The following is an 18,160-nucleotide window of genomic DNA, read 5'->3' on the forward strand; positions in this document are numbered from 1 at the left end:
GGGTATGGTCAAGGTGCGTGATTGTTCTGCGATGGCTTAACACCGTCTTCGCCACGGCGGTCACGCAAGTAAAAGATTTCAACGCTGAAGATGAAAATGATAGCTACGAAGCCAATAGATACTATTAGCGGATCAGCAACGGACTTGATGATAAGAAGTGCCCCAAGCACCGTTGTGTCCAATGCGATAGCGGTAAGCAATATCCAACCCTTCGCATCAACATCATGTCGTAAATGCCGAAAAACGCCCCAATGAATTGCGATGTCCATAATAAGATAAAAAATCGCGCCGAGTGATGCGATGCGGCCCAAATCAAAGAAAACGGCCATGAGAGCCGAGAGTACGACAGTATAAACCAGCGTATGTTTTTGAATGCGCCCTGGCATGCCGAAATGACTATGGGGAATGAGGTTCATTTCCGTCAACATGGCAAGCATACGTGACACAGCAAACACACTCGCGAGCAATCCCGATGCCGTTGCGATGATCGCAATCACGACCGTGAAAATTACGCCGTATTGCCCGAGGGTCGGTCGCGACGCTTCAGCGAGGGCATAGTCTTTTGCCGTCACCAACTCTTCTATTGTCAGCGACGAACTGACAGCGAATGCAACCGACATGTAAACGGCAAGGCAAATGCCCAAAGATAGTATGATCGCCCGACCAACATTGCGATTGGGGTTTTTGACTTCGTCACCGCTGTTGGTGATCGTTGTGAACCCTTTATAAGCGAGGACCGCAAGCGCTACGCCGGCGAGGAATCCGGTAGCCGAAAATTCGCCGTTTTGCGAACTGGAAATTGCTTCAAAAGATAATCCGGACGCCCATAAACCGGCTCCCGCGAACGCAAGAATTCCACCTATTTTCAGAACGGCGGTGATTTTTGAAACCGTGCCGATATATTTGTTGCCTGCGAGATTAATCAAGAATGCGAATAAGATCAGCCCGACAGCAAGCAGTGGAACGAGCGCGCCATTCTTTCCTTCGGCATCGAATAGTTGAAGCGTATAGGTTCCGAAAGTGCGCGCGACGAGGCTTTCATTGATGATCATCGAAAGCGCCATCATTAGGGCGCAGGTACCAGTGACTGCCGATTGCCCATACGCCTTGTGAAGAATCATCGCAATGCCGCCAGCGGAAGGGTATTTGTTCGATACCTTGATATAGGTATATGCGCTGAAAGTGCTGATGATCGCCGCGAGAAAGAACGCCGCAGGAAACCAATCACGGGCGTATTCTGCTACCTGGCCGGTGAGGGCAAAGATGCCAGCGCCAATCATGACGCCGGTACCCATTGCGACCGTCCCTGAAAGTGTCAGGCTTCCTTTTTTGTAGTCACTTTTGCGGTGGTTATCGGACATTAATGTTCGTGTTCTCCTGTGATCGGGGTGGACGACCAATGGATATGGACGATTTTCCACTGATCTTCATTCCGATTCAACACTATCGTTTCCATCATGCGCGAGTGGATTGTCTGATCGCGAAAAGTTCCATGAACTTGAGATTCGGAAATCACTGTCGCTAGATCGTCCGAGGTAATCACATCCCGTTTTTTCAACGTGAATTCGACTGCTGCGGTGAATGCCATATCGGCTGACATGTGATGGCCGGCATATTCCTCGAATGACCGTTCGGCCCCACCACCTTCTGCGATAATCACGTCTGGTGCCAACAAGGCGCGCAGCGCGACTTTATCGCCGGCTCTTAATGCGGTGCCATAGGCTTGCACGACGGCTTCTGGTGAGCCTGCGTCTACGACCGGCGAAACCGTTGATGCGGCCGTGTCATCATCATGATGGCCGTCACTATTATCATGCCCGGAATCTCCGGATTCGCCGCCCGTAGTTTCATCATGGTGGCCATCGCTATTGTCATGATTGCCCGAGGGGCGTGCATTCGCATTGTCGCTATGTTCCTGACCGGGTGCATGTTCATGGTCGTGACCTTCGCCCGTGACAACTGGCATGCTTTTGACGCCAAGACCGTATCCGTAAACAATTTTACCGCCCCACCAGGCGGTTACAGTGAGCGCAAGAGCTGCTGTGGCGAGGAGTGCAATGAACAAAGTCGAGGCAGCCCTCGCGCGGTTTTTCCAGCGCCACAGCGCGAGCAGCAAAATGGCTAAGCCCGATGGAATCGCCCAATTACGGTGAACGGTCATGGCTGCATGCGAAGGCCCGTCATGAGCGACAGTATAATAAGCCTGCAATCCCGCGGCGATCGTTCCGATAATGGCGAGGGCACCAAAAGCGAGCATCCAATCAGCGGCAGGGCGAAGTGTTTCACGCCATTTTCCGTCGCGCACAAACGATGCCAGCGCATAAGATATAAAGGCGGTTATCGACAACGCGTAGGCAAAGTGAACAAGAATTGGATGAATGTTCGGTTCAATGATGTTTTCCATTTTTCTTCCCTTCCTAAAACCAAACTCGCAGGCCGGCGACAAGCGATACGCCACCGGGGTCTTCACCAACCGCGCGTACAAAGTCCGCCGTTTCGCCGATAGACCGCGTCCAGGAGACCCCAACATAGGGTGCAAACTGACGAGTGAATTCGTATCGCAGGCGCGCACCGACCGCCGCCGTGGATAGACCGCTGCCGACTCCAATTTCTTCGACCGATTGAATAGCGAGGTTAAGCTCAGTGCGTGGTTGTAAGATCAGCCGTTGGGTGAGTAATAGCTCATACTCTGCTTCAAAACGGGCAGAGACGTCGCCGTCGTCGCTGACAAACAAGGCTGCATCAATTTCAAACCAATAGGTGGCTAAACCTTGAACCCCGAGAACGCCGAAGGTGCGGTCAGCGCCGGCAATGAAGTCATGACGTATGCCAGCCTGAACATCGAAGTATCGCGAAATGGGCCGTGTCCAGAGCGCTTGGAATTCTGCTTCTTCAAATTCATCCGCGTTGAAGTCGTATTCAAGCTCGGATTTGAATGTCAGTTTGTTGCGGTCGCCGCCCCACCACGCTTGACCATCAAGCACCAGAAGTGGATCGCCATCATTGCTTTGATACTCCAACCGATCGGCGAGGACATAATAGGTGGTCGTGCCGCCGTGTTCTTTTTGAACGGCGCTTCGTGCCGCCGCCATATCCGATGGGCTGTAATATTCATCGGCTTGCGACCATGGCGGGGATTGGTCTTGCGCAGTCGCGGACGTAAATGGGGTGATAGAAACGAGGCTGGCACCGATGACGATTGAAAAATTCATGAACTTTGACATCAGTGTTTGCTCCCATGGTTTATAGTTGAGTGGTCGGGCGCTGAAGTGTCGAGGGACTTCTCGGTTTTGTCCGGGAGGTCCATAGAACCGTGCTTGATTCCTTCGTGTCCCGTTCCTTCATGGCCCATTGCCTCGTGATCCACCTTCATCGGTTCAGGTTTGGGCGGCATTGCGCTATCGCGCGGTAGCACTGAAACGACTTGCATCATGCCAGCGTGCATGTGGAACAAGAGGTGGCAATGAAACGCCCAGTCGCCCACATGTTCCGCTGAGACATCAAACGACAACTTATCTCCGGGTTTTACGTTGACGGTGTGCTTGCGCGGCTTGTGGTCACTGTCATCGACGACGAGATCGAAAAACATGCCATGCAAGTGAATCGGATGCGTCATCATTGTGTCGTTGACCAGCGTGACGCGAAGCCGTTCGCCCTCATGAAAGATGATCGGCTTTTCAACGGCTGAAAATTTCACACCATCGAATGACCACATATAGCGTTCCATATTCCCGGTGAGATGGATCTCCATCTCCCGTTCAGGTGCTCGCGTGTCCGGATTAGGCTCAAGGCTCCGCAACTGTGAATAGCGTAAGGCTCGGTGCGGAACATTCTCAAGGCCGAGCCCGGGTTCGTCGAGACGGTTGGTTGGGGCCATAGCGAGACTGTCGATGCCGGCACCGGTTTTGTGGTTGTGTTCCTGCATCTCGCTGTTGGACATGTCATGAGACATGCCAGCCATTGCGCCGTGCTCCATGCCGCCCATAGCACCATGATCCATCGCCATGCCCATATCCTTGTGTGTTAGGATCGGGCGTTCACGCAACAATGGTTCGCTGGCGCGCATGTCAGGTTCGGGGGCGAATGTCGCGACGACTTGTCCGGATCGGTCGATTGATTCAGCGACGATAGGGAAGGCGCGATTGCGCTTAGGTTCGACAATGACGTCATAGGTTTCGGCAACACCGATCTGAAATTCGTCAGTATCTACTGGCTGAACGTGTAGGCCATCGGCGGCGACTACGCTCATCGGCAAACCGGGAATACGGAAGTTGAAGATTGTCATCGCCGATGCGTTGATGATCCGTAGTCGGACGCGTTCGCCGGCATTGAATATGGCGTTCCAGTTATCCGCCGTCGAATGCCCATTAATCAGATAGGTGTATGCGGCGGCTGTGACGTCGGAAATATCCGTCGCGGACATTCGCATTTCGCCCCACATCGCCCGGTCTTTGATCGTAGCCCCGAGACCATTCTCGCTTGCGTCGCGAACAAAGTCGCCGACAGTGCGTTGCTGAAAATTATACAGCTCATTGTTTTTTTTCAGCTTGGTGAAGACTTTGTGCGGATGATCAAATGACCAGTCCGACAGCACCAGAACATACTCTCTGTCGAATGCGACGGGATCACGCCCAGCCGGATCGATGATGATCGGTCCGTAATGGCCGGCTTGTTCCTGTAATCCCGAGTGAGAGTGGTACCAGTAAGTGCCGCTTTGCGGCAGCGCAAACTTATATTCAAACGTCTCACCGGCACGAATACCGGGAAAAGAAACGCCTGGAACGCCGTCCATGTAAAATGGCACAAGTAAACCGTGCCAGTGAATAGACGTGTCTTCGTCCAGCATGTTTTGGACACGCAGCGATAATTCTTCGCCTTCGCGAAACCGTAAAAGCGGGCCGGGCAAGGTGCCGTTGACGGTGATCGCGTGGCCTGAGCGCCCGCCGATATTGACGGCGCTGTGACCCACGGAGAGGTCGAACGAATTACCCGCCAGTTCAAAAATGCCCTGATTGCCTGCGGTGGCGCTTTTTGCCCATGCAGGCAGCAGGCCGGAAGCGCCCGCCATCAAGCCCCCCGCTGCGGAAGCTTTTAAAAGGTGACGTCTGGTGTACATCAAAAATGCTCCTTGAAATTAGAATGGATGACGAAACTGCGGTCCGCTTTGTGCAGGCGGACCGGTTTTGCGCTAATGGTGGTCGCTGTGGTCCATTTTGTTCATGTCATCCATGGTGCACGAAGCATTGGTCTTCGTTGCCACTGCCATTGCAACTTTGTGCATCTGTGCCATGCAGGCTTCGTGAGCACCGTCATCGACATCGAGCGAACACATCGCGGCGATTGAATAAGATTTGCCCTTTTCCTGTTTCAACAGAAAATGAACATTCTCGCCGATGCCAAAGGCTGATAGATCCACCGGTTTTAGGACGGTGAAATCCATCGTCATTTCGGGCCAACTGATCGCTTCGATGGGTTTGTGAGTAAGATTGAGCCTGGACTTTTTTACGTCGAGCTTGTTGATCACACCTTCGCCCATGGGCTGGTTGCATTTGTCCATTTGTGCGGATGTGTCATCTTGTTTCGCCGCGCCGTGATTCATTCCATCATGACTTTGTTCAGCGATTGCGGGGACAGAGAAGATTGCGGTCGCAGCAATTGTCGCCGCGGCTAGGGATTTTATCATAGCGATATTCCTTTTGGGTACAGAAAACGTGCTGAGAAAAACTGAAGCTAGTAGCGGCGCCAGATAGCCTAGGGGGAGATTGGGCGAACTGGCGCCGCCTGAGCTCACGCGCGTATAAATCAAGATTTACAACGCACGTGATCCAAGCACTCTCTCGAGTGCGAGCTCACAATGGCCCTAGTTTTGCAGTTTGATTTTCAGAGAAATCGGCGTGTCACCGGGCGGACCGTGTTTCCGCAGTGCCGTCAGTACAGCGCGTGATACTATTCGTTCGCTTGAAACGATGATATCGCTCAAGGGTACCGCAACGAAAGGTGAGGGCGGATTGAGCGCGGCGATGAAGTTTATTGACGCCGCGTTGAAGAACTGCGCCGAGTCACAATGTTCGCATGTTGATTGATCAGGGCTGCAAGGAGCATGTTCGGCGGCTGGTTCCCTTTGACGGTCACCATGATGAGCAACATTGACAGCTTGTTTGTGTCCCTGATGGGCGTCATCAACGGTTTGTACTGCGAGCATTTGCGATGATGGGACGGATGCGGCCAGTTCAGCGCAAAAGCTGTGCCCAACGCTTAAGATTAAAGCGAGCGCGGTAAAAATGATGACTTTTAAGCGACTTGTGATCACACCTTGACCATTCTTTGGGTGCTACTTATCTATACCCATATAGGGTATATGTCAATGCTGGGAAATTCGATGTCAGATTCGTCACCAATCATAAAGCGTCTCAAACGGATAGAGGGACAGGTTCGGGGAATCGCCCGAATGATCGAGGATGATCGCTATTGTATTGATATTTTGCATCAGGTGCAGGCAATCAAATCAGCGTTATCGCGGGCTGAGAGTGAAATCCTAAAAGACCATGCCCATCATTGTGTTGCTGAAGCCATCAAATCGGGAAGTGCTAAGGCGCAACATGAAAAGTTTTCGGAACTGATCGATCTGTTCGAGAAAACAAAGCGTTAGATTTGACCAACCACTACTGGCGGGCTGCTGATCAAATCCACCTGCCAATAATATTGCTGGGCATATTATCGAGCTTGTCGAGCCAAAAGGGAATTTGCCTCCACCCGCTCGCATTGGGCAAGCTTTGCAGCGCCGACCATACGATGGCCGATTTCGACAAAGACATGCCGCCACGCCCGAGTGTCATAGCCATCCGCAGAAAAGACGCCGGTATTAATAGATGGCTAAGCGCTTAGCGGTAATCACCTTCGAGTTCAGAAGCGATATAGACTGCTGCTGCCCACGCGGCTACATTTTGGCGCAGCGACTCTAGTTCGATTTTATCCAGCGTGTCGTCCATCGTGTGATGGAGGTCGAAATAGTCTGATCCGTCCTGATACAGACGAAATGCCGGTACACCTACTTGCGACAATGGCATAACATCGGGGCCGCCGCTTGCGTTATTGTTACCGGGGCCAACGCCCAAGCGTCGCAGCGCCTTTTGATAGACGCGGGCTTTGGGAAGCGCATCTTCCGAAAACCGTGTGCGGAATTGCCAAACTTTGCCTGCACCGAAATCAGATTCGGATGCGAGAATATGCTTGTCGAGTTCGTCCGCATGTTCCGCCGCATAGGCACGGGCACCGACTAAGCCAACTTCTTCGGCACCCCACATGATTACGCGAATTGTGCGGGTAGGGCGGCCCGGTAATTCATCAATCAGTTTGGCAGCTGCGACGGTAATCGCGATACCTGCGCCATCATCCACAGCACCGGTTCCCAGATCCCAACTATCAAGATGTCCGCCGATGACGATGAGTTCATCGGTTTTGCCGGGGATTTCACCAATTACGTTGCCGGACTGAACTTTGGCGAGTGTTCGGACAGAGATGTCGAGGGAAACACGCACTGGTTCGTCAGCCAAGGATAGGGCGCTTGCCAAAAGATCCGCATCCGGATTGGAAAGTGCTGCAACCGGAACCGGTGTGACGTTTTCAGCGTAATTCATATTTCCGGTGTGTGGTGTTCGCGACTCGCTTGTGCCGGCAGACCGGATCAATGCCGCTGCAGCACCGCGCTTTGCGGCTTCATTCGCAGCGCCAGAACGCTTGGCAACAGCCCAGCCGTAACCGGAGCCATCCTGTGTGCGCGACATTACTTCGTCGACAAAAACAATCTTGCCTTCCAAGCCATCCAATGGAGCATCTTGCAGATCAAGCAACGTACGGAAGCGAACGATCTCTCCCACAAGGCCACCATCGGGCGTTGCCACGGAATTCCCGAGTGCAGTGATTTTCAAGTCTTGGGGAAATGGCGTTTCGATGCGCGCTGATTCATTGACGCGTTCCCAATAGGGCATATCAAATGTTTCAATACGAACATTTTTGAAGCCGAGGTCTTTCAGCGTTTCTACGCCCCAATCTCTAGCGCGTGCTTCCGCTTCGGAACCGCCAAGCCGCGGGCCAATTTTGGTCGTCAGGCTCTCTACGATGGTAAACGCCCGATCATCTTCCAACCCCTTATCAATAAGGCGGTCAACTGTTGCGGCCTGTTTTGGTGACAGGGCTGGCTCATTTTGCGCAAGAGCCGGCGTTACTCCCAGCAAAATAGAAACGGCTAATAGTATTTTTCGACGCATGGTGATCGCTTTCTATTTTGCTATGACGTTTATCAGGGAAGATGCTATGAGTCTTAGCAATAGTCATCGCTGCGTTAAATGCAACTTTGGCGAGACACGCTGTGTGGTAAATCATTATCGCCCTTAGCCAACCTTTTTTGCCCGCCCCCAGAAATTCTTATGACCATCGATAATAGAGGCGTTGCGCAACATTCTCGCGGCGGCACAACCGGGCAATCGAATATTCGTCGCGCAAACCCTCCAGAACAAATACGGACCTTTTCTTGTCTCGCATAACGCTTGCGCGTTGCACGCCCGCACTTTTTAATGTGGCGACTATTAATTAATGTGGCGACTATTAAATTTGAGAACGCCCCAGCAACAAAATTTGCAATCCAACTGCAAACTACGAACGCAAAAGGGAGCTCGTAAAATGCAAGCCGTTGTAAAACACAAGAGAAATGGCGCGCCTAGGCGACAATGAATTGAACCAATTATGGCAGGAACTTGAAGATTGGAAAAGGACTTTACGCGACTAATTTCAAACGCTTGGAAGTTTTAAGCTGTGCCTCGATTGTCGAACGGCGATGGCATGCCAATTTCGCGCAGTAAGAGTCTGCCAAGCGGGGAAACTTCTACGCCGCCTTTAAATTGTCCCGTGTTACTATCAAAGTCTGGGTATTCGCCGCGTTTCAAGCCGGGAAACCGCTGTTTCAATAGCCCCAGTCGCAATAGGTGATCTTTTCCAGCCTCATACAGAGCATTCTTATCGAGCTCATCGCGTGGAGATTGGTTGTGTATGGGGCCGGGTCTTTCGATTTTGTTCCAAGCATCATTTCGCATTCCGGCTGAACCATAGGACTGGCCATGAGCGTTCAAGATAGCGATTTCATCATCATCAAGCTCACCGAGCAGGCTTAGCAAACGCTTTCGGCGTATCACTTCGACTTCTGGTGCTTTTATGCCGTTAAATACGGCCTCCACAATATGCGTTACTCTTTGTTCTTGCGTTGCGCGCGCTGCCTGATAGCCGCCAGTTTCGATCAAGTCGATTTTTGCAGGGCTCGATAGCGCTTCTTGCATTTCTTGAGTTTCAAGTGACTTGATCCGATCTTCTAATTTCCTGATATAAGAAACCAGCCGATCAAGTCGCTGCTTTGGAATAACTTGGCTGATGATTTCGCCAAGGGGGCCGCCTGCCCATGGGATAATGCCTGCCGCTCCTTTCGCAGTCGAGACAAGCTTGTCTCGTATGTTGTCATCTAATTCATCGGTCATATGATTTGCCAATCACGATGGCTGAATATCTTTCTTCTTGATGATCGCCCATTTTTTGCGGTTCTCATAGGCTTTGCGGGCTTTAGCTCCTAAAAACAGGGTGGAGTTTCCAAGAATATAAAGGCCGGTGGCCTTCATCAGCTCAAGCGCGGTCACAAATGTGCGCATGTGCTGGGGCGGGATAACAGAGCGCGCTGTGTCATTGGCCTGAACGGTTGGGGCGGCGCTTTGCGCCCGCAAGGCTTCGACCTCACTTTGTAATTCTTCATAGCGCATTCTCGCGCCGATCTCAGCATCCTTGTTCATCATGTTGATAGGATTTTTGTCAGGATCAAGGTTGGCATAAGATTGCTCAATGGTCTCAATATCTCTCGGGATGGTGCCGCCATTTTGTTCAATGATGCTGTTCATCTCCTGCTGCGCGTCCGTAATCTGATAATTGAGCTGATCAAGCTCTGCGCCGCTCAGTTCAATGCCGTTCACTAATGTATCGGTCTGCACATGCAGGAAGTTCTGTGTGGCATAGATGTTTGTTGAAATCGCAATGGCGGCAACGGCCAAAGCCAGCATGGCTTTGCCGTAGGATTTGCGGCGCATCATAAAGCCAGCATAGGGAAGGGCGAAGAGCGCGGTGAGCTCCATGCCGCCAGATAAAACGCCATTGGGGATGGCTTGATGAATAGTTGCGGCCATCAAAACCCAGCCCGATATGTTCATATAGGCGCTTGATACCGTAATCGCTGCGATACCGCCAAACAGGCCCCAGCGGGCGTGGTTGAATTCCTCAACCAGTTTATTTGGTTTGCTCGAAGCTCTTGGTGAGGGTTCTGCCGTTTTGGAAAATTGATTTCGGAGTTTTGTTTTTGATGTGTGGTTTTTTGCTGTTTTCATTCCGTAGGGTAACAAAATGATAAATTCAAAAACAAGAATATATTCCTATTGTACCTTCAAAACCTGTGGATAAGTTTTGAGCGCCTGATCGATCCCAGCGCAGTTAAATACAAAATCAAGAATGTGCTGGACTACGGTGATCGGCATTTTGCATCAGGGTATTCCTGCTCAAACTTCCCAGCCGCAGACTAAAAATATATTCCCTTGGAGAGATAAAGCCGAAACATTCCCTCGGAGCCGATAAGCCCAACAAAATCACCTAAGCGTAATGCAGGTCAAGGATTTACCGCCGATAGGCGGCGCGCAGCGTCCTTGAGCAAATAAGCGGGGTGATAAACTCAAGCACACGGACAGCCAGAAGGTGTTGAGTAAAACCGATTTATAAACTTAGGCGGCTTAACCATGATCGCGGCTGTGAAAATGTAGAGTCGTATAGATAGCTATCCTTTGGGGAATACTTTTTTACAAGAGATAAAAATATAGGACGCTCTTTATATGTTAGCCCGGCATTCGGCAAACACCCATCTTTTTCGAATAGTGACAGATTACATTTTCTAGTGGCTAAGAGCATTTCTATAGTACGCATATCTCTTTGATATGATGCGGCATGAAGCGGAGTGTGATTATGGGTCGGCTCTTGGAAATTAACGTCAGCACCTTCAGCGATACACGCCTCTATTGTTGAATAATCTTGATCAACAACCGCCCACCAAAGTTTTTCATTCAGGTTTGGGTGCTTAGGCCGAACTGCTTTAGGTAGTTCCTCTAATATCTGTATTAGTTTATTTCTGTTGTAGTCGTCCATTATTAGTTTAGGCATAAAATCAGTATACATATTATTATTAGTATTGTCACGTTTTTTATTTCTTGACCCAATAGCAGGCCATATCCACGCCTTGTCAGCCGAGGTTGCATGGGCTTGTGTTGCTATAGCTTCTGTTTTGTTGAGGTGTAGTGATATGTGTTGATAAGTTGCGGACCTACCATGTTTAAGATTTAAAAGAATAATGTCTTTATCGTGATCAATAATAAGACCAAAACCTAGATTCACGGGCGAGCCCTTAGTTCTTTCTATCGATTGAGCAAGGAAAAAAGTAAAAGGCCGCTTATCATCAATAATGCCAGACCTAGAGGTCACCGATCCATTTCGCGTGGCCACATTGATCTTTTCCGGGATAAGTTCGATACCCAATTTAGAAGTGCCGGGAATACGCAAATCATAAATTGAAGCCAGCGTTTCGTATCTCGTCTCCACCTTTTCAGAAATTTTTGCATTGTTCATACATATCATGAAATAGCAAAGATGAGAAAATTGTTGTTCCCGAGTATGCAGTATGGATGGGGACAAGATGCCAATTTGTTCACCGTACAGATAAGCACGATAGTATTTCATCGCTCCCCACCGACTTGTGGAGCCATTGAGCAGACTCTGTATGTCCGCAGGAAGCAGGCGTGTCCCCGGCCATCTTATTTTATTTGCAGCTTTGGCGATCTCTTTAGGATCAAGCGACTTTCGATTATTTAAGTCCTGATAAGCAGATTGAATTTTTGCTATCTGGCTGCCGGCAAAAGTCAAAGGTCTCATAATTTCGTACATACAGTGCCCCACACACAATGCGCAGGAGAGTTCATTTTTGGGGCATGTCGTGTCAAGCACGATTTGAGTAGATGTTCTGCAATTTTGAAACAAAATTGCAGAACATAGCGCCCCTAAGCGATTGAAATAAAACGCCTATACGGACAGTTTATATGCATATTCCAATTTTGCGGCCCATTTGTCGATTACAGCGCGGCGCGAGAATACCAAAAGGAAACGGAGCAACAAATGAAAAATCGCAATCACAACGAAAGGGACATGCTTATCAGGAGAGATAAAGAGGGTACGAAGGCTGCATTGCCAGTTTACCTTGTTACTGGTTACGGCCTGGTCGAATTTCATATGACTTTAGCCAATACTGCGGATGCATGTTCCAATCGGGCGACGGTTGAGAATGCGCTGAGTGCGCTGCTTACTGAGTGGCCAATGTTTGGCTTTGGTAAAAGAGCGCTGCTTCAAAGTTTTAAATCCTCCGTTCAGACGCAATGCGATCATGTCAACATGCGTCCGGGTCGAATAAGCCGCCGGTTTATGCGCGCGCCCTTGCTTTTCAGCGTCTTTAGCACGCTTGAAATTCGTGATGCGCGCGAAGTACATAAGGTCTTAGCCAAAGCGGTTGCCGAGACTGATGGTGTGAAAAAGGTTGCGGTGATAAAAATGCATGGCAAACAATTGATTGTCGGCGCGGTCGATAGAGAAAAAGTACGGCGATTGATTGCAGACTCTGGATCAGCAGCGGCCTAATCCCTAACCATGAAATTGGAGCGTCACCGTAACGGGTGACGCTCTTTTTTTGCTCCATTTTTTTGACCATAGAAAGCAACCGTATGCTCACCACGCGGCAGAGAGAGATTTTGCGCCTAATTTCTGAGGGCTACCGGACGGCGTGGATCGCTGCGGCGCTTGGGATTAAACCGGAGACGGTGAATGCGCATATCTTGCGTATCAGGGAGAAATTAAATGCTAAATCAAATGCCCATGCGGTCGCATTGGCCAAGGATTTAGGGATTTTATAGAGACCCATGCCGGTTATTACGCGAGACGCAAGGCTGTTGCCTTGGCGGATACTGGCGGCGCATGGGCTTTAGCCAACTCACTAATGCTCTTTTGAATGGCGAGCTTTTTGGCAAGACGATTGATGCCTTGCGATTCCCGCTGTTCTTGCTTGGCAAGCTGATGCGTTTTGCGCGCCAATCTTGCGGCTTCCTCGCTATGCGCCTGTTTGAGCGCCGCGCGCGCCGCTGCATGTAATCTCTCTCGTTTTGCATCCTCCGCTCCATCAAGCCAGTGCGTGATTTTGCCAATGCCAATGGCCTCACAGACGACTTTGATAAAGCCAGTAGGTTTTTTATCGGCGCGTTTTCGTAAAAACAGTGCGGTTCGCTGGCGTTGCTTCATGGTCAGGGCGCGCCATTCGTGATTATGGCGCGTGGTCATCTCGCGGGACTGCGCGCGTATGCTCTCCCGCCGCATGTGATAAAGCCGGTCGGCCCGTTGGGCCATGCGCCGCAGCTTTTGCATTTGCCGCTGTTCATAAGCTAGATCGCTGCGTTTGGGCGGCGGCTTCTCGCCTGCTTGTTTTCGTAACGCCTGCTCATCCTTGGCTTGCTCAATCGTTGGGTAGGATTCTGGCAAGCCAAGGCGCGCTTTGACCGCTTTGGTTGTGACCCCTTCGAGCTGCCTTGCTAGTGCGTGGATTTGCGCGTCCTGATCAATGACGACAAAAGCGCGGCGCTCCCCTTGCGCGATGATAAACCCACTGTGCGATGCGGCCAGACAAAAGCCTTTCGGATTTTCCGCCTCTTGCCAGAGTTTGGTCAGGAGAGTTTTTCGGGCTTGGGCCGTTTGCTGGTCACGGTTCTTGCCATGCGATAAGCCGTGATCAAAGACAGGGCCGTTTTTACGAGGGCCGTTTTGCGCATAGCCAAGATCAAGCCCGAATTCCTTACTCAAGTCTCGGGCGCAGGTTTTGAGCTTAAAATAATCATGTCCTAAATGGATGGCTCTGAGCTGTCCATTATCAGTTTTGATACGTGACCAGACGACATGGCAATGTTTTCGAATTTTGCCATCCTCGCCTTGCTTTTCATGAAAGACGATAGCGCGCGGCTGGCCCGATAGCCCAAGCCGATCTTCAATATGATCAACAGCCCTTTGCCATTCCTTATCCTGCCAATCCCTCTGGGCCGGATCGGGATTGATTGAGAGCGAGTAAAACGCCTCTTTAGCGTTCGATTGATCGCAGATGAGTTGCCACTCTCTAAATCCATCATAGAGATTATCAGCAACCATGCCGCGCAGCTCGGCAATGCGCACCGTTTCATTGTCTACCGCATTGGATAGATGCAAAGCCAGATCATTGGCCCCGCGCCTTGCCCTGCCCTTTAAGATCATGGGTTGTGATCCATCAGGGTAAAGCACTGATCGCGCAGGAGAAGCAATTCAGAAGCAAGACCAGCGGTGCTATCCGCCTGCGGCTGGCTTTGCTCCAGTTTACGGAGATGATCCATCATCACGGCCAGCGATGATAATACGAGCGCTAAAAACTGGCCTTGGCTCTTGGTAAAGCGGGCCGCTTTTGGGAGCGGTTTATCAAGGGCGATCTCGCGGATGAATGCGCCCATACTTAAGCCGTAAGCGCGGGCTCTAGCCTTGATCGCATTTTTTTCGTCTGCAGTTGTGCGCAGCGTAATCATATCACGGCGCGCAGCTTTCTTATTCTGTGACGCGGTCATGCATCTCCTTTCGTGGTTAAATTTTTTGGAATTTATCCTCTCTTGACCCTGCATCTTGCAGGGTCTTCGCCTGCTGAAAGGCAGGCGAATTCGGGGAGGGATTCAACGGGAGGGGCAGCGCCTCTCCTTTGGCAAGGGCGGTGTGTAAAATACGAAAACGTATTACACCGCATACCTTGCACACATTCTAATGTGCGAAATTACTGTATCAAATGACACGCCAACGGCTCAATAAAAATCTACCCAAGGTCATACCCTGCGGATTCTTAGAACCATTGTGCTTTAGGTTCAGGCTACATCACTATTGATGATGTGACACGGCAGTTGCCTTTTCGTAATCGCCCTTAACGATGGTAACGCCATTACTGCCGCCGTCTATTGACGAGACAACAGACCTGACGATGTCACGATCTTCCCCTAAATCTATAGCGACAATATCGCTAAGATATTGATGGATGGTGTTGTCTGGCTTGCTACGCAAGTCGTTGTTCAAAAACTGCTCAACTCTGGCTGCCACGCGATTGTACTCGCGCGCTTTGCGCTTTTTGGCCTCGTTATTGCCGTGATAGGGATGCCACGAAACACTTATGGGATAGGTTCGCATTTCTCTCTCCGTTTGAAGGTAATACGGCTTCGCGATTCGGATCAACAATCAAGAGGTGCGGTCGAATGAGAAGAATTCCATTTAATATTTAAGCCGAGGTGATATCTTAGGTGCTGGAGAAAAATATAACATGCACTTTGATGATGAACTCTTGCATGCACTTCACAGTAACAATTGGAATGTGGAAGTTGCTTGCGAGGCCAACAAGGGGTTTTGCGATAAGCTGGGTCGACTAGGTCAACAAGGCAAAAAAAATGAATTCAGATAATGCCACGCCTCCAAGGCATGAACAACCAAATTTCAATTTAGAAATCCGCGATGACCGACCTTTCTTCGATTGTGTCCAAGGGGCTCTCAGCGATATTCTGCATCCATTTTTAGTAAACGCCTCAATCGTTGATGGGCAAGAAAAGGCAGCGCTTCTTGTTCAGCCCTTTAATAACGGCGAAACCGATCAACCAACTGAAATTCTGGCAGAGCTATTTGTCATCGACCTTTTGGATAAAGAAAATCTGGAGCGTCTATTTTCAATAATTGCCAAACACAAAGAACATGCTTCCGGACTTCGTAGTGAAGAAGGCGCTGGGAAAGAAAGAGGTGGATTAGTTTGCTTCATTCTGGCGGAAAGCTCAGCTCTCACTTTGCATGATATTTCGCGAGAAGTTCAAAAGCTAAATAGTCAATTTGACTCATCACTCTGGCCTGATGCTTATGCGGTATATGGTCTAGGGGTAATTAACTACGCCGCTTATGTCCCGGGCCGCAAAGAAACTGGTGACTTTTTTCTGCCCCCGAAAGGGATTCGCACAAAAGGGCCAGTCCCTTCGGTGTCAATCCAATTAATTATGCGGGCATCGCGCACGCATGTTTTTGCAAAGGTTGCAAGCCTTCTCGTGGCACGGTGCGGCATCTATGACAATGCAGCAGGGTTGCCGAATTTCATCACTGTTTCGTCGGGCTTTCCTGCGCAAGGTCTGTCGGCGATGACCTATCAGTTTAACCTTTCTGGGATACTCGCTCCCCAAATTTTTGAACAAGCAATTGCAGAGCGAATGCCTGGGGCAAGATTTAACGTCGTGTCAGGTGATGAAAGACTTGCTTCGGTGAGATATTTGGAATGGCAGGACGGTGGCGTCTTTGTCGTTCGGGGTCGTTTCCCAATTGATATATTCCTCTCCTTCATGCAAAGCGTAGTTCCTGCGTTAAAGCCAGAAGACCTGCATTTTTTTAGGCATGATGACGTTCAGGCTTCTTATGTTCTTCCAATTTCGTTCCAGCAGTTTGTACAAACGCTACAGGCATTTTCTCAATGCTCCTCAAACATGGCAATAGAGCCTGATACCCAAAAGCATGTTGTTGAAAAAATCTCCGATGAAGGGACATCTTCGCCATTTATAGCAAGGATGATGCTTGGAATATTTTCTATTAGAGACGCTGTGTTTCATGAAAGCTCACGCCGAAAACGGTTTGATGATCTTTATGAAGATGTCCTCAATGGGGTAAACAGCCTTCGAGAGGCTTGCCAAGAAATTCGATCTACATGGGAAACCCACAAAGGTAGGTTTGAGTCTGGAGAGATTGTAAAAATATCCGGCAATGCGATCCATGTTAACGAGAGCATTGACAGAAGTTTGCGCAGGGAATTTGAAACTCTCTTAAACGCCAGTGCGCGGGTGATAAAGCAGTCTACGCAGAGTCTCCTCAAGGAGTATGGTTTAGATATCGGCTTCTTGTTTAAAAAAGCCTCCACGTTTCAAACTGGTATCAATAAGCTCAGATTAAGTGATCCGCTTGTTGCGGACTATTTATTGTCGGCCCGATCATGGACCGAGCCATTGATACTGATGCGGAACGATCAATTAGAGCATGGGAAACCAATTAGCATAAAGGTTGCTTATTCTGCGTCTGCAAGCGCTCCGACGATAACCGAGCCAAGCATAAGTACTGAGCGCGTTACTGATTTTGCGGATAGGATATTGAATAGCACGTTGAATTTTGTTGAAGATATGATTGTTTATTGCCTTCAGAGGATGATGAGCGATGGCCTAACGGTAGCAGAGATACCAGTAGCGAACCGAGAAAAGTCATCGCCTGAACGATTTTATCTCACAATTGAACCTGGGGGCGATGCGCCATGGCGCATACAGTTTATTGAGGCGGCTTTTGATGATCGGTAAGCTTGCCGTATAACTCTCTAAACGCAGAAAGCGCAGCCTCATCTTGAGGCTGCGCTTTTTTGATTACGATGCGGACGGCGCGTCGTCATAAGGGCCGTGATTTTGGGTGACAGGCAGGATGAAGATGACGCCCTGATGCTGCGCGAGTTCGCTTGGCACAAGGTTGAGTTTTAGGATGCCGCCTTGTTTGCCGTTTTTACGCGGCCAGATTGCGCCAATCTCACAGGCTTGGCCGAGCTTGTCATTGCCATGATCGTCTTGGCCGATAATGCGCGCGAAGGTTACGCGGTGCGTTGGTCTGGTTTTAGCCGTTGCAGTTTTGGATGGTTGAGTGGTCATGAAGATGTCTCCTTTGATTACACAGGCGCGGTTCATTCTGCGCTGATGCAAACCGATAAGACTGGCTTAGACTCATAAAACGCACATGGATTGCCCGGGTCTTCGCAAGGGACTACGTCCCCGCAAGCGGTAAAGACTGGTGCGGTCTGTTCATTGCGTTTTGTGAGACGGCCTGTCAGGATTCATCACCTTGCGCGCGTGAACGCGGTTCCTTGTGAATCGTTAAGAATGTCCTTGCTCGCCTATCAATTCTGATAGGTATAAAAACCGATAGTATCAATACTGATAAATTG

At 49.9% G+C, this 18,160-nt stretch carries 18 protein-coding genes; 4 read left to right on the forward strand and 14 right to left on the reverse strand.

Going from position 1 to position 18,160, the window contains the following annotated elements; translation table 11 throughout:
• Positions 1-8 precede the first annotated feature (8 nt).
• The 6 genes from ABFZ84_RS07555 to ABFZ84_RS07580 all read right to left on the reverse strand — a co-directional run bounded on the left by ABFZ84_RS07555 (position 9) and on the right by ABFZ84_RS07580 (position 6,310).
• Positions 9-1,361, reverse strand: coding sequence for an APC family permease (locus ABFZ84_RS07555; protein WP_369313362.1), 1,353 nt, complete (start codon positions 1,359-1,361; stop codon positions 9-11).
• Complete coding sequence (locus tag ABFZ84_RS07560) at positions 1,361-2,404, reverse strand: DUF2231 domain-containing protein (RefSeq protein ID WP_369313363.1); 1,044 nt, start codon at positions 2,402-2,404, stop codon at positions 1,361-1,363. The genes ABFZ84_RS07555 and ABFZ84_RS07560 overlap by 1 nt, the downstream gene beginning before the upstream one ends.
• Before the next feature lie 13 nt (positions 2,405-2,417).
• Complete coding sequence (locus ABFZ84_RS07565) at positions 2,418-3,224, reverse strand: copper resistance protein B (protein ID WP_369313364.1); 807 nt, start codon at positions 3,222-3,224, stop codon at positions 2,418-2,420.
• Positions 3,224-5,116: a copper resistance system multicopper oxidase gene (locus ABFZ84_RS07570; RefSeq protein WP_369313365.1), complete on the reverse strand. Its 1,893-nt coding sequence runs from the start codon at positions 5,114-5,116 to the stop codon at positions 3,224-3,226. Before ABFZ84_RS07570 ends, ABFZ84_RS07565 begins: the two co-directional genes overlap by 1 nt.
• Positions 5,117-5,188: 72 nt before the next feature.
• Complete coding sequence (locus ABFZ84_RS07575; protein ID WP_369313366.1) at positions 5,189-5,683, reverse strand: copper-binding protein; 495 nt, start codon at positions 5,681-5,683, stop codon at positions 5,189-5,191.
• Positions 5,684-5,860: 177 nt separating this feature from the next.
• Positions 5,861-6,310: a hypothetical protein gene (locus ABFZ84_RS07580; protein ID WP_369313367.1), complete on the reverse strand. Its 450-nt coding sequence runs from the start codon at positions 6,308-6,310 to the stop codon at positions 5,861-5,863.
• Positions 6,311-6,379: 69 nt separating this feature from the next.
• Between ABFZ84_RS07580 and ABFZ84_RS07585 the strand changes: the two genes are divergently transcribed.
• A complete protein-coding gene (locus ABFZ84_RS07585) occupies positions 6,380-6,649 on the forward strand; it encodes a metal-sensitive transcriptional regulator (protein WP_369313368.1) in 270 nt (89 codons plus the stop codon).
• Positions 6,650-6,881: 232 nt separating this feature from the next.
• Here ABFZ84_RS07585 and ABFZ84_RS07590 read toward each other — a convergent pair whose 3' ends face one another.
• The 4 genes from ABFZ84_RS07590 to ABFZ84_RS07610 all read right to left on the reverse strand — a co-directional run bounded on the left by ABFZ84_RS07590 (position 6,882) and on the right by ABFZ84_RS07610 (position 12,012).
• Positions 6,882-8,267, reverse strand: a complete 1,386-nt coding sequence (locus tag ABFZ84_RS07590; RefSeq protein ID WP_369313370.1) for a M20/M25/M40 family metallo-hydrolase — start codon at positions 8,265-8,267, stop codon at positions 6,882-6,884.
• A 537-nt stretch (positions 8,268-8,804) separates the two neighbouring features.
• Positions 8,805-9,524, reverse strand: a complete 720-nt coding sequence (locus ABFZ84_RS07600; RefSeq protein ID WP_369313371.1) for a hypothetical protein — start codon at positions 9,522-9,524, stop codon at positions 8,805-8,807.
• A gap of 12 nt (positions 9,525-9,536) precedes the next feature.
• Complete coding sequence (locus ABFZ84_RS07605; protein WP_369313372.1) at positions 9,537-10,415, reverse strand: hypothetical protein; 879 nt, start codon at positions 10,413-10,415, stop codon at positions 9,537-9,539.
• A 379-nt stretch (positions 10,416-10,794) separates the two neighbouring features.
• Positions 10,795-12,012: a hypothetical protein gene (locus tag ABFZ84_RS07610; RefSeq protein WP_369313373.1), complete on the reverse strand. Its 1,218-nt coding sequence runs from the start codon at positions 12,010-12,012 to the stop codon at positions 10,795-10,797.
• A gap of 228 nt (positions 12,013-12,240) precedes the next feature.
• Here ABFZ84_RS07610 and ABFZ84_RS07615 point away from each other — a divergent pair, with 228 nt between their 5' ends.
• Both ABFZ84_RS07615 and ABFZ84_RS07620 read left to right on the forward strand, forming a co-directional pair.
• Positions 12,241-12,756 (forward strand): hypothetical protein, encoded by a 516-nt coding sequence (locus ABFZ84_RS07615; protein ID WP_369313374.1) that lies wholly within the window; start codon positions 12,241-12,243, stop codon positions 12,754-12,756.
• 83 nt (positions 12,757-12,839) lie between these two features.
• On the forward strand, positions 12,840-13,028 hold the full coding sequence (locus tag ABFZ84_RS07620; RefSeq protein ID WP_369313375.1) for a helix-turn-helix domain-containing protein: 189 nt from the start codon (positions 12,840-12,842) through the stop codon (positions 13,026-13,028).
• Between the two features lie 16 nt (positions 13,029-13,044).
• Here the strand turns inward: ABFZ84_RS07620 and ABFZ84_RS07625 are convergent, their stop codons facing one another.
• From ABFZ84_RS07625 to ABFZ84_RS07635, 3 genes are all read right to left on the reverse strand, one after another.
• On the reverse strand, positions 13,045-14,406 hold the full coding sequence (locus ABFZ84_RS07625; RefSeq protein ID WP_369313376.1) for a relaxase/mobilization nuclease domain-containing protein: 1,362 nt from the start codon (positions 14,404-14,406) through the stop codon (positions 13,045-13,047).
• A complete protein-coding gene (locus ABFZ84_RS07630; protein ID WP_369313377.1) occupies positions 14,403-14,747 on the reverse strand; it encodes a plasmid mobilization protein in 345 nt (114 codons plus the stop codon). Before ABFZ84_RS07630 ends, ABFZ84_RS07625 begins: the two co-directional genes overlap by 4 nt.
• Before the next feature lie 301 nt (positions 14,748-15,048).
• A complete protein-coding gene (locus ABFZ84_RS07635; RefSeq protein WP_369313378.1) occupies positions 15,049-15,351 on the reverse strand; it encodes a dimerization/docking domain-containing protein in 303 nt (100 codons plus the stop codon).
• Positions 15,352-15,605: 254 nt separating this feature from the next.
• Here ABFZ84_RS07635 and ABFZ84_RS07640 point away from each other — a divergent pair, with 254 nt between their 5' ends.
• Entirely contained in the window at positions 15,606-17,528 is a 1,923-nt protein-coding gene (locus ABFZ84_RS07640; RefSeq protein WP_369313379.1) for a hypothetical protein, read from the forward strand.
• A gap of 63 nt (positions 17,529-17,591) precedes the next feature.
• Here the strand turns inward: ABFZ84_RS07640 and ABFZ84_RS07645 are convergent, their stop codons facing one another.
• Positions 17,592-17,867 carry a hypothetical protein gene (locus ABFZ84_RS07645; RefSeq protein WP_369313381.1) on the reverse strand — a complete coding sequence of 92 codons (276 nt, stop codon included), beginning with the start codon at positions 17,865-17,867 and terminating at the stop codon, positions 17,592-17,594.
• Positions 17,868-18,160 lie beyond the last annotated feature (293 nt).

The organism is Hyphococcus lacteus, from assembly GCF_041058985.1.
GTDB lineage: Bacteria > Pseudomonadota > Alphaproteobacteria > Caulobacterales > Parvularculaceae > Hyphococcus > Hyphococcus lacteus.

Coding starts and splice junctions, on each gene's coding strand:
- ABFZ84_RS07570 (WP_369313365.1), bottom strand. CDS start 5,116: ATGTACACCAGACGTCACCTTTTAAAAGCTTCCGCAGCGGGGGGCTTG.
- ABFZ84_RS07600 (WP_369313371.1), bottom strand. CDS start 9,524: ATGACCGATGAATTAGATGACAACATACGAGACAAGCTTGTCTCGACT.
- ABFZ84_RS07630 (WP_369313377.1), bottom strand. CDS start 14,747: ATGACCGCGTCACAGAATAAGAAAGCTGCGCGCCGTGATATGATTACG.
- ABFZ84_RS07575 (WP_369313366.1), bottom strand. CDS start 5,683: ATGATAAAATCCCTAGCCGCGGCGACAATTGCTGCGACCGCAATCTTC.
- ABFZ84_RS07555 (WP_369313362.1), bottom strand. CDS start 1,361: ATGTCCGATAACCACCGCAAAAGTGACTACAAAAAAGGAAGCCTGACA.
- ABFZ84_RS07610 (WP_369313373.1), bottom strand. CDS start 12,012: ATGTACGAAATTATGAGACCTTTGACTTTTGCCGGCAGCCAGATAGCA.
- ABFZ84_RS07625 (WP_369313376.1), bottom strand. CDS start 14,406: ATGATCTTAAAGGGCAGGGCAAGGCGCGGGGCCAATGATCTGGCTTTG.
- ABFZ84_RS07640 (WP_369313379.1), top strand. CDS start 15,606: ATGAATTCAGATAATGCCACGCCTCCAAGGCATGAACAACCAAATTTC.
- ABFZ84_RS07590 (WP_369313370.1), bottom strand. CDS start 8,267: ATGCGTCGAAAAATACTATTAGCCGTTTCTATTTTGCTGGGAGTAACG.
- ABFZ84_RS07585 (WP_369313368.1), top strand. CDS start 6,380: ATGTCAGATTCGTCACCAATCATAAAGCGTCTCAAACGGATAGAGGGA.
- ABFZ84_RS07635 (WP_369313378.1), bottom strand. CDS start 15,351: ATGCGAACCTATCCCATAAGTGTTTCGTGGCATCCCTATCACGGCAAT.
- ABFZ84_RS07605 (WP_369313372.1), bottom strand. CDS start 10,415: ATGAAAACAGCAAAAAACCACACATCAAAAACAAAACTCCGAAATCAA.
- ABFZ84_RS07645 (WP_369313381.1), bottom strand. CDS start 17,867: ATGACCACTCAACCATCCAAAACTGCAACGGCTAAAACCAGACCAACG.
- ABFZ84_RS07615 (WP_369313374.1), top strand. CDS start 12,241: ATGAAAAATCGCAATCACAACGAAAGGGACATGCTTATCAGGAGAGAT.
- ABFZ84_RS07620 (WP_369313375.1), top strand. CDS start 12,840: ATGCTCACCACGCGGCAGAGAGAGATTTTGCGCCTAATTTCTGAGGGC.
- ABFZ84_RS07560 (WP_369313363.1), bottom strand. CDS start 2,404: ATGGAAAACATCATTGAACCGAACATTCATCCAATTCTTGTTCACTTT.
- ABFZ84_RS07565 (WP_369313364.1), bottom strand. CDS start 3,224: ATGTCAAAGTTCATGAATTTTTCAATCGTCATCGGTGCCAGCCTCGTT.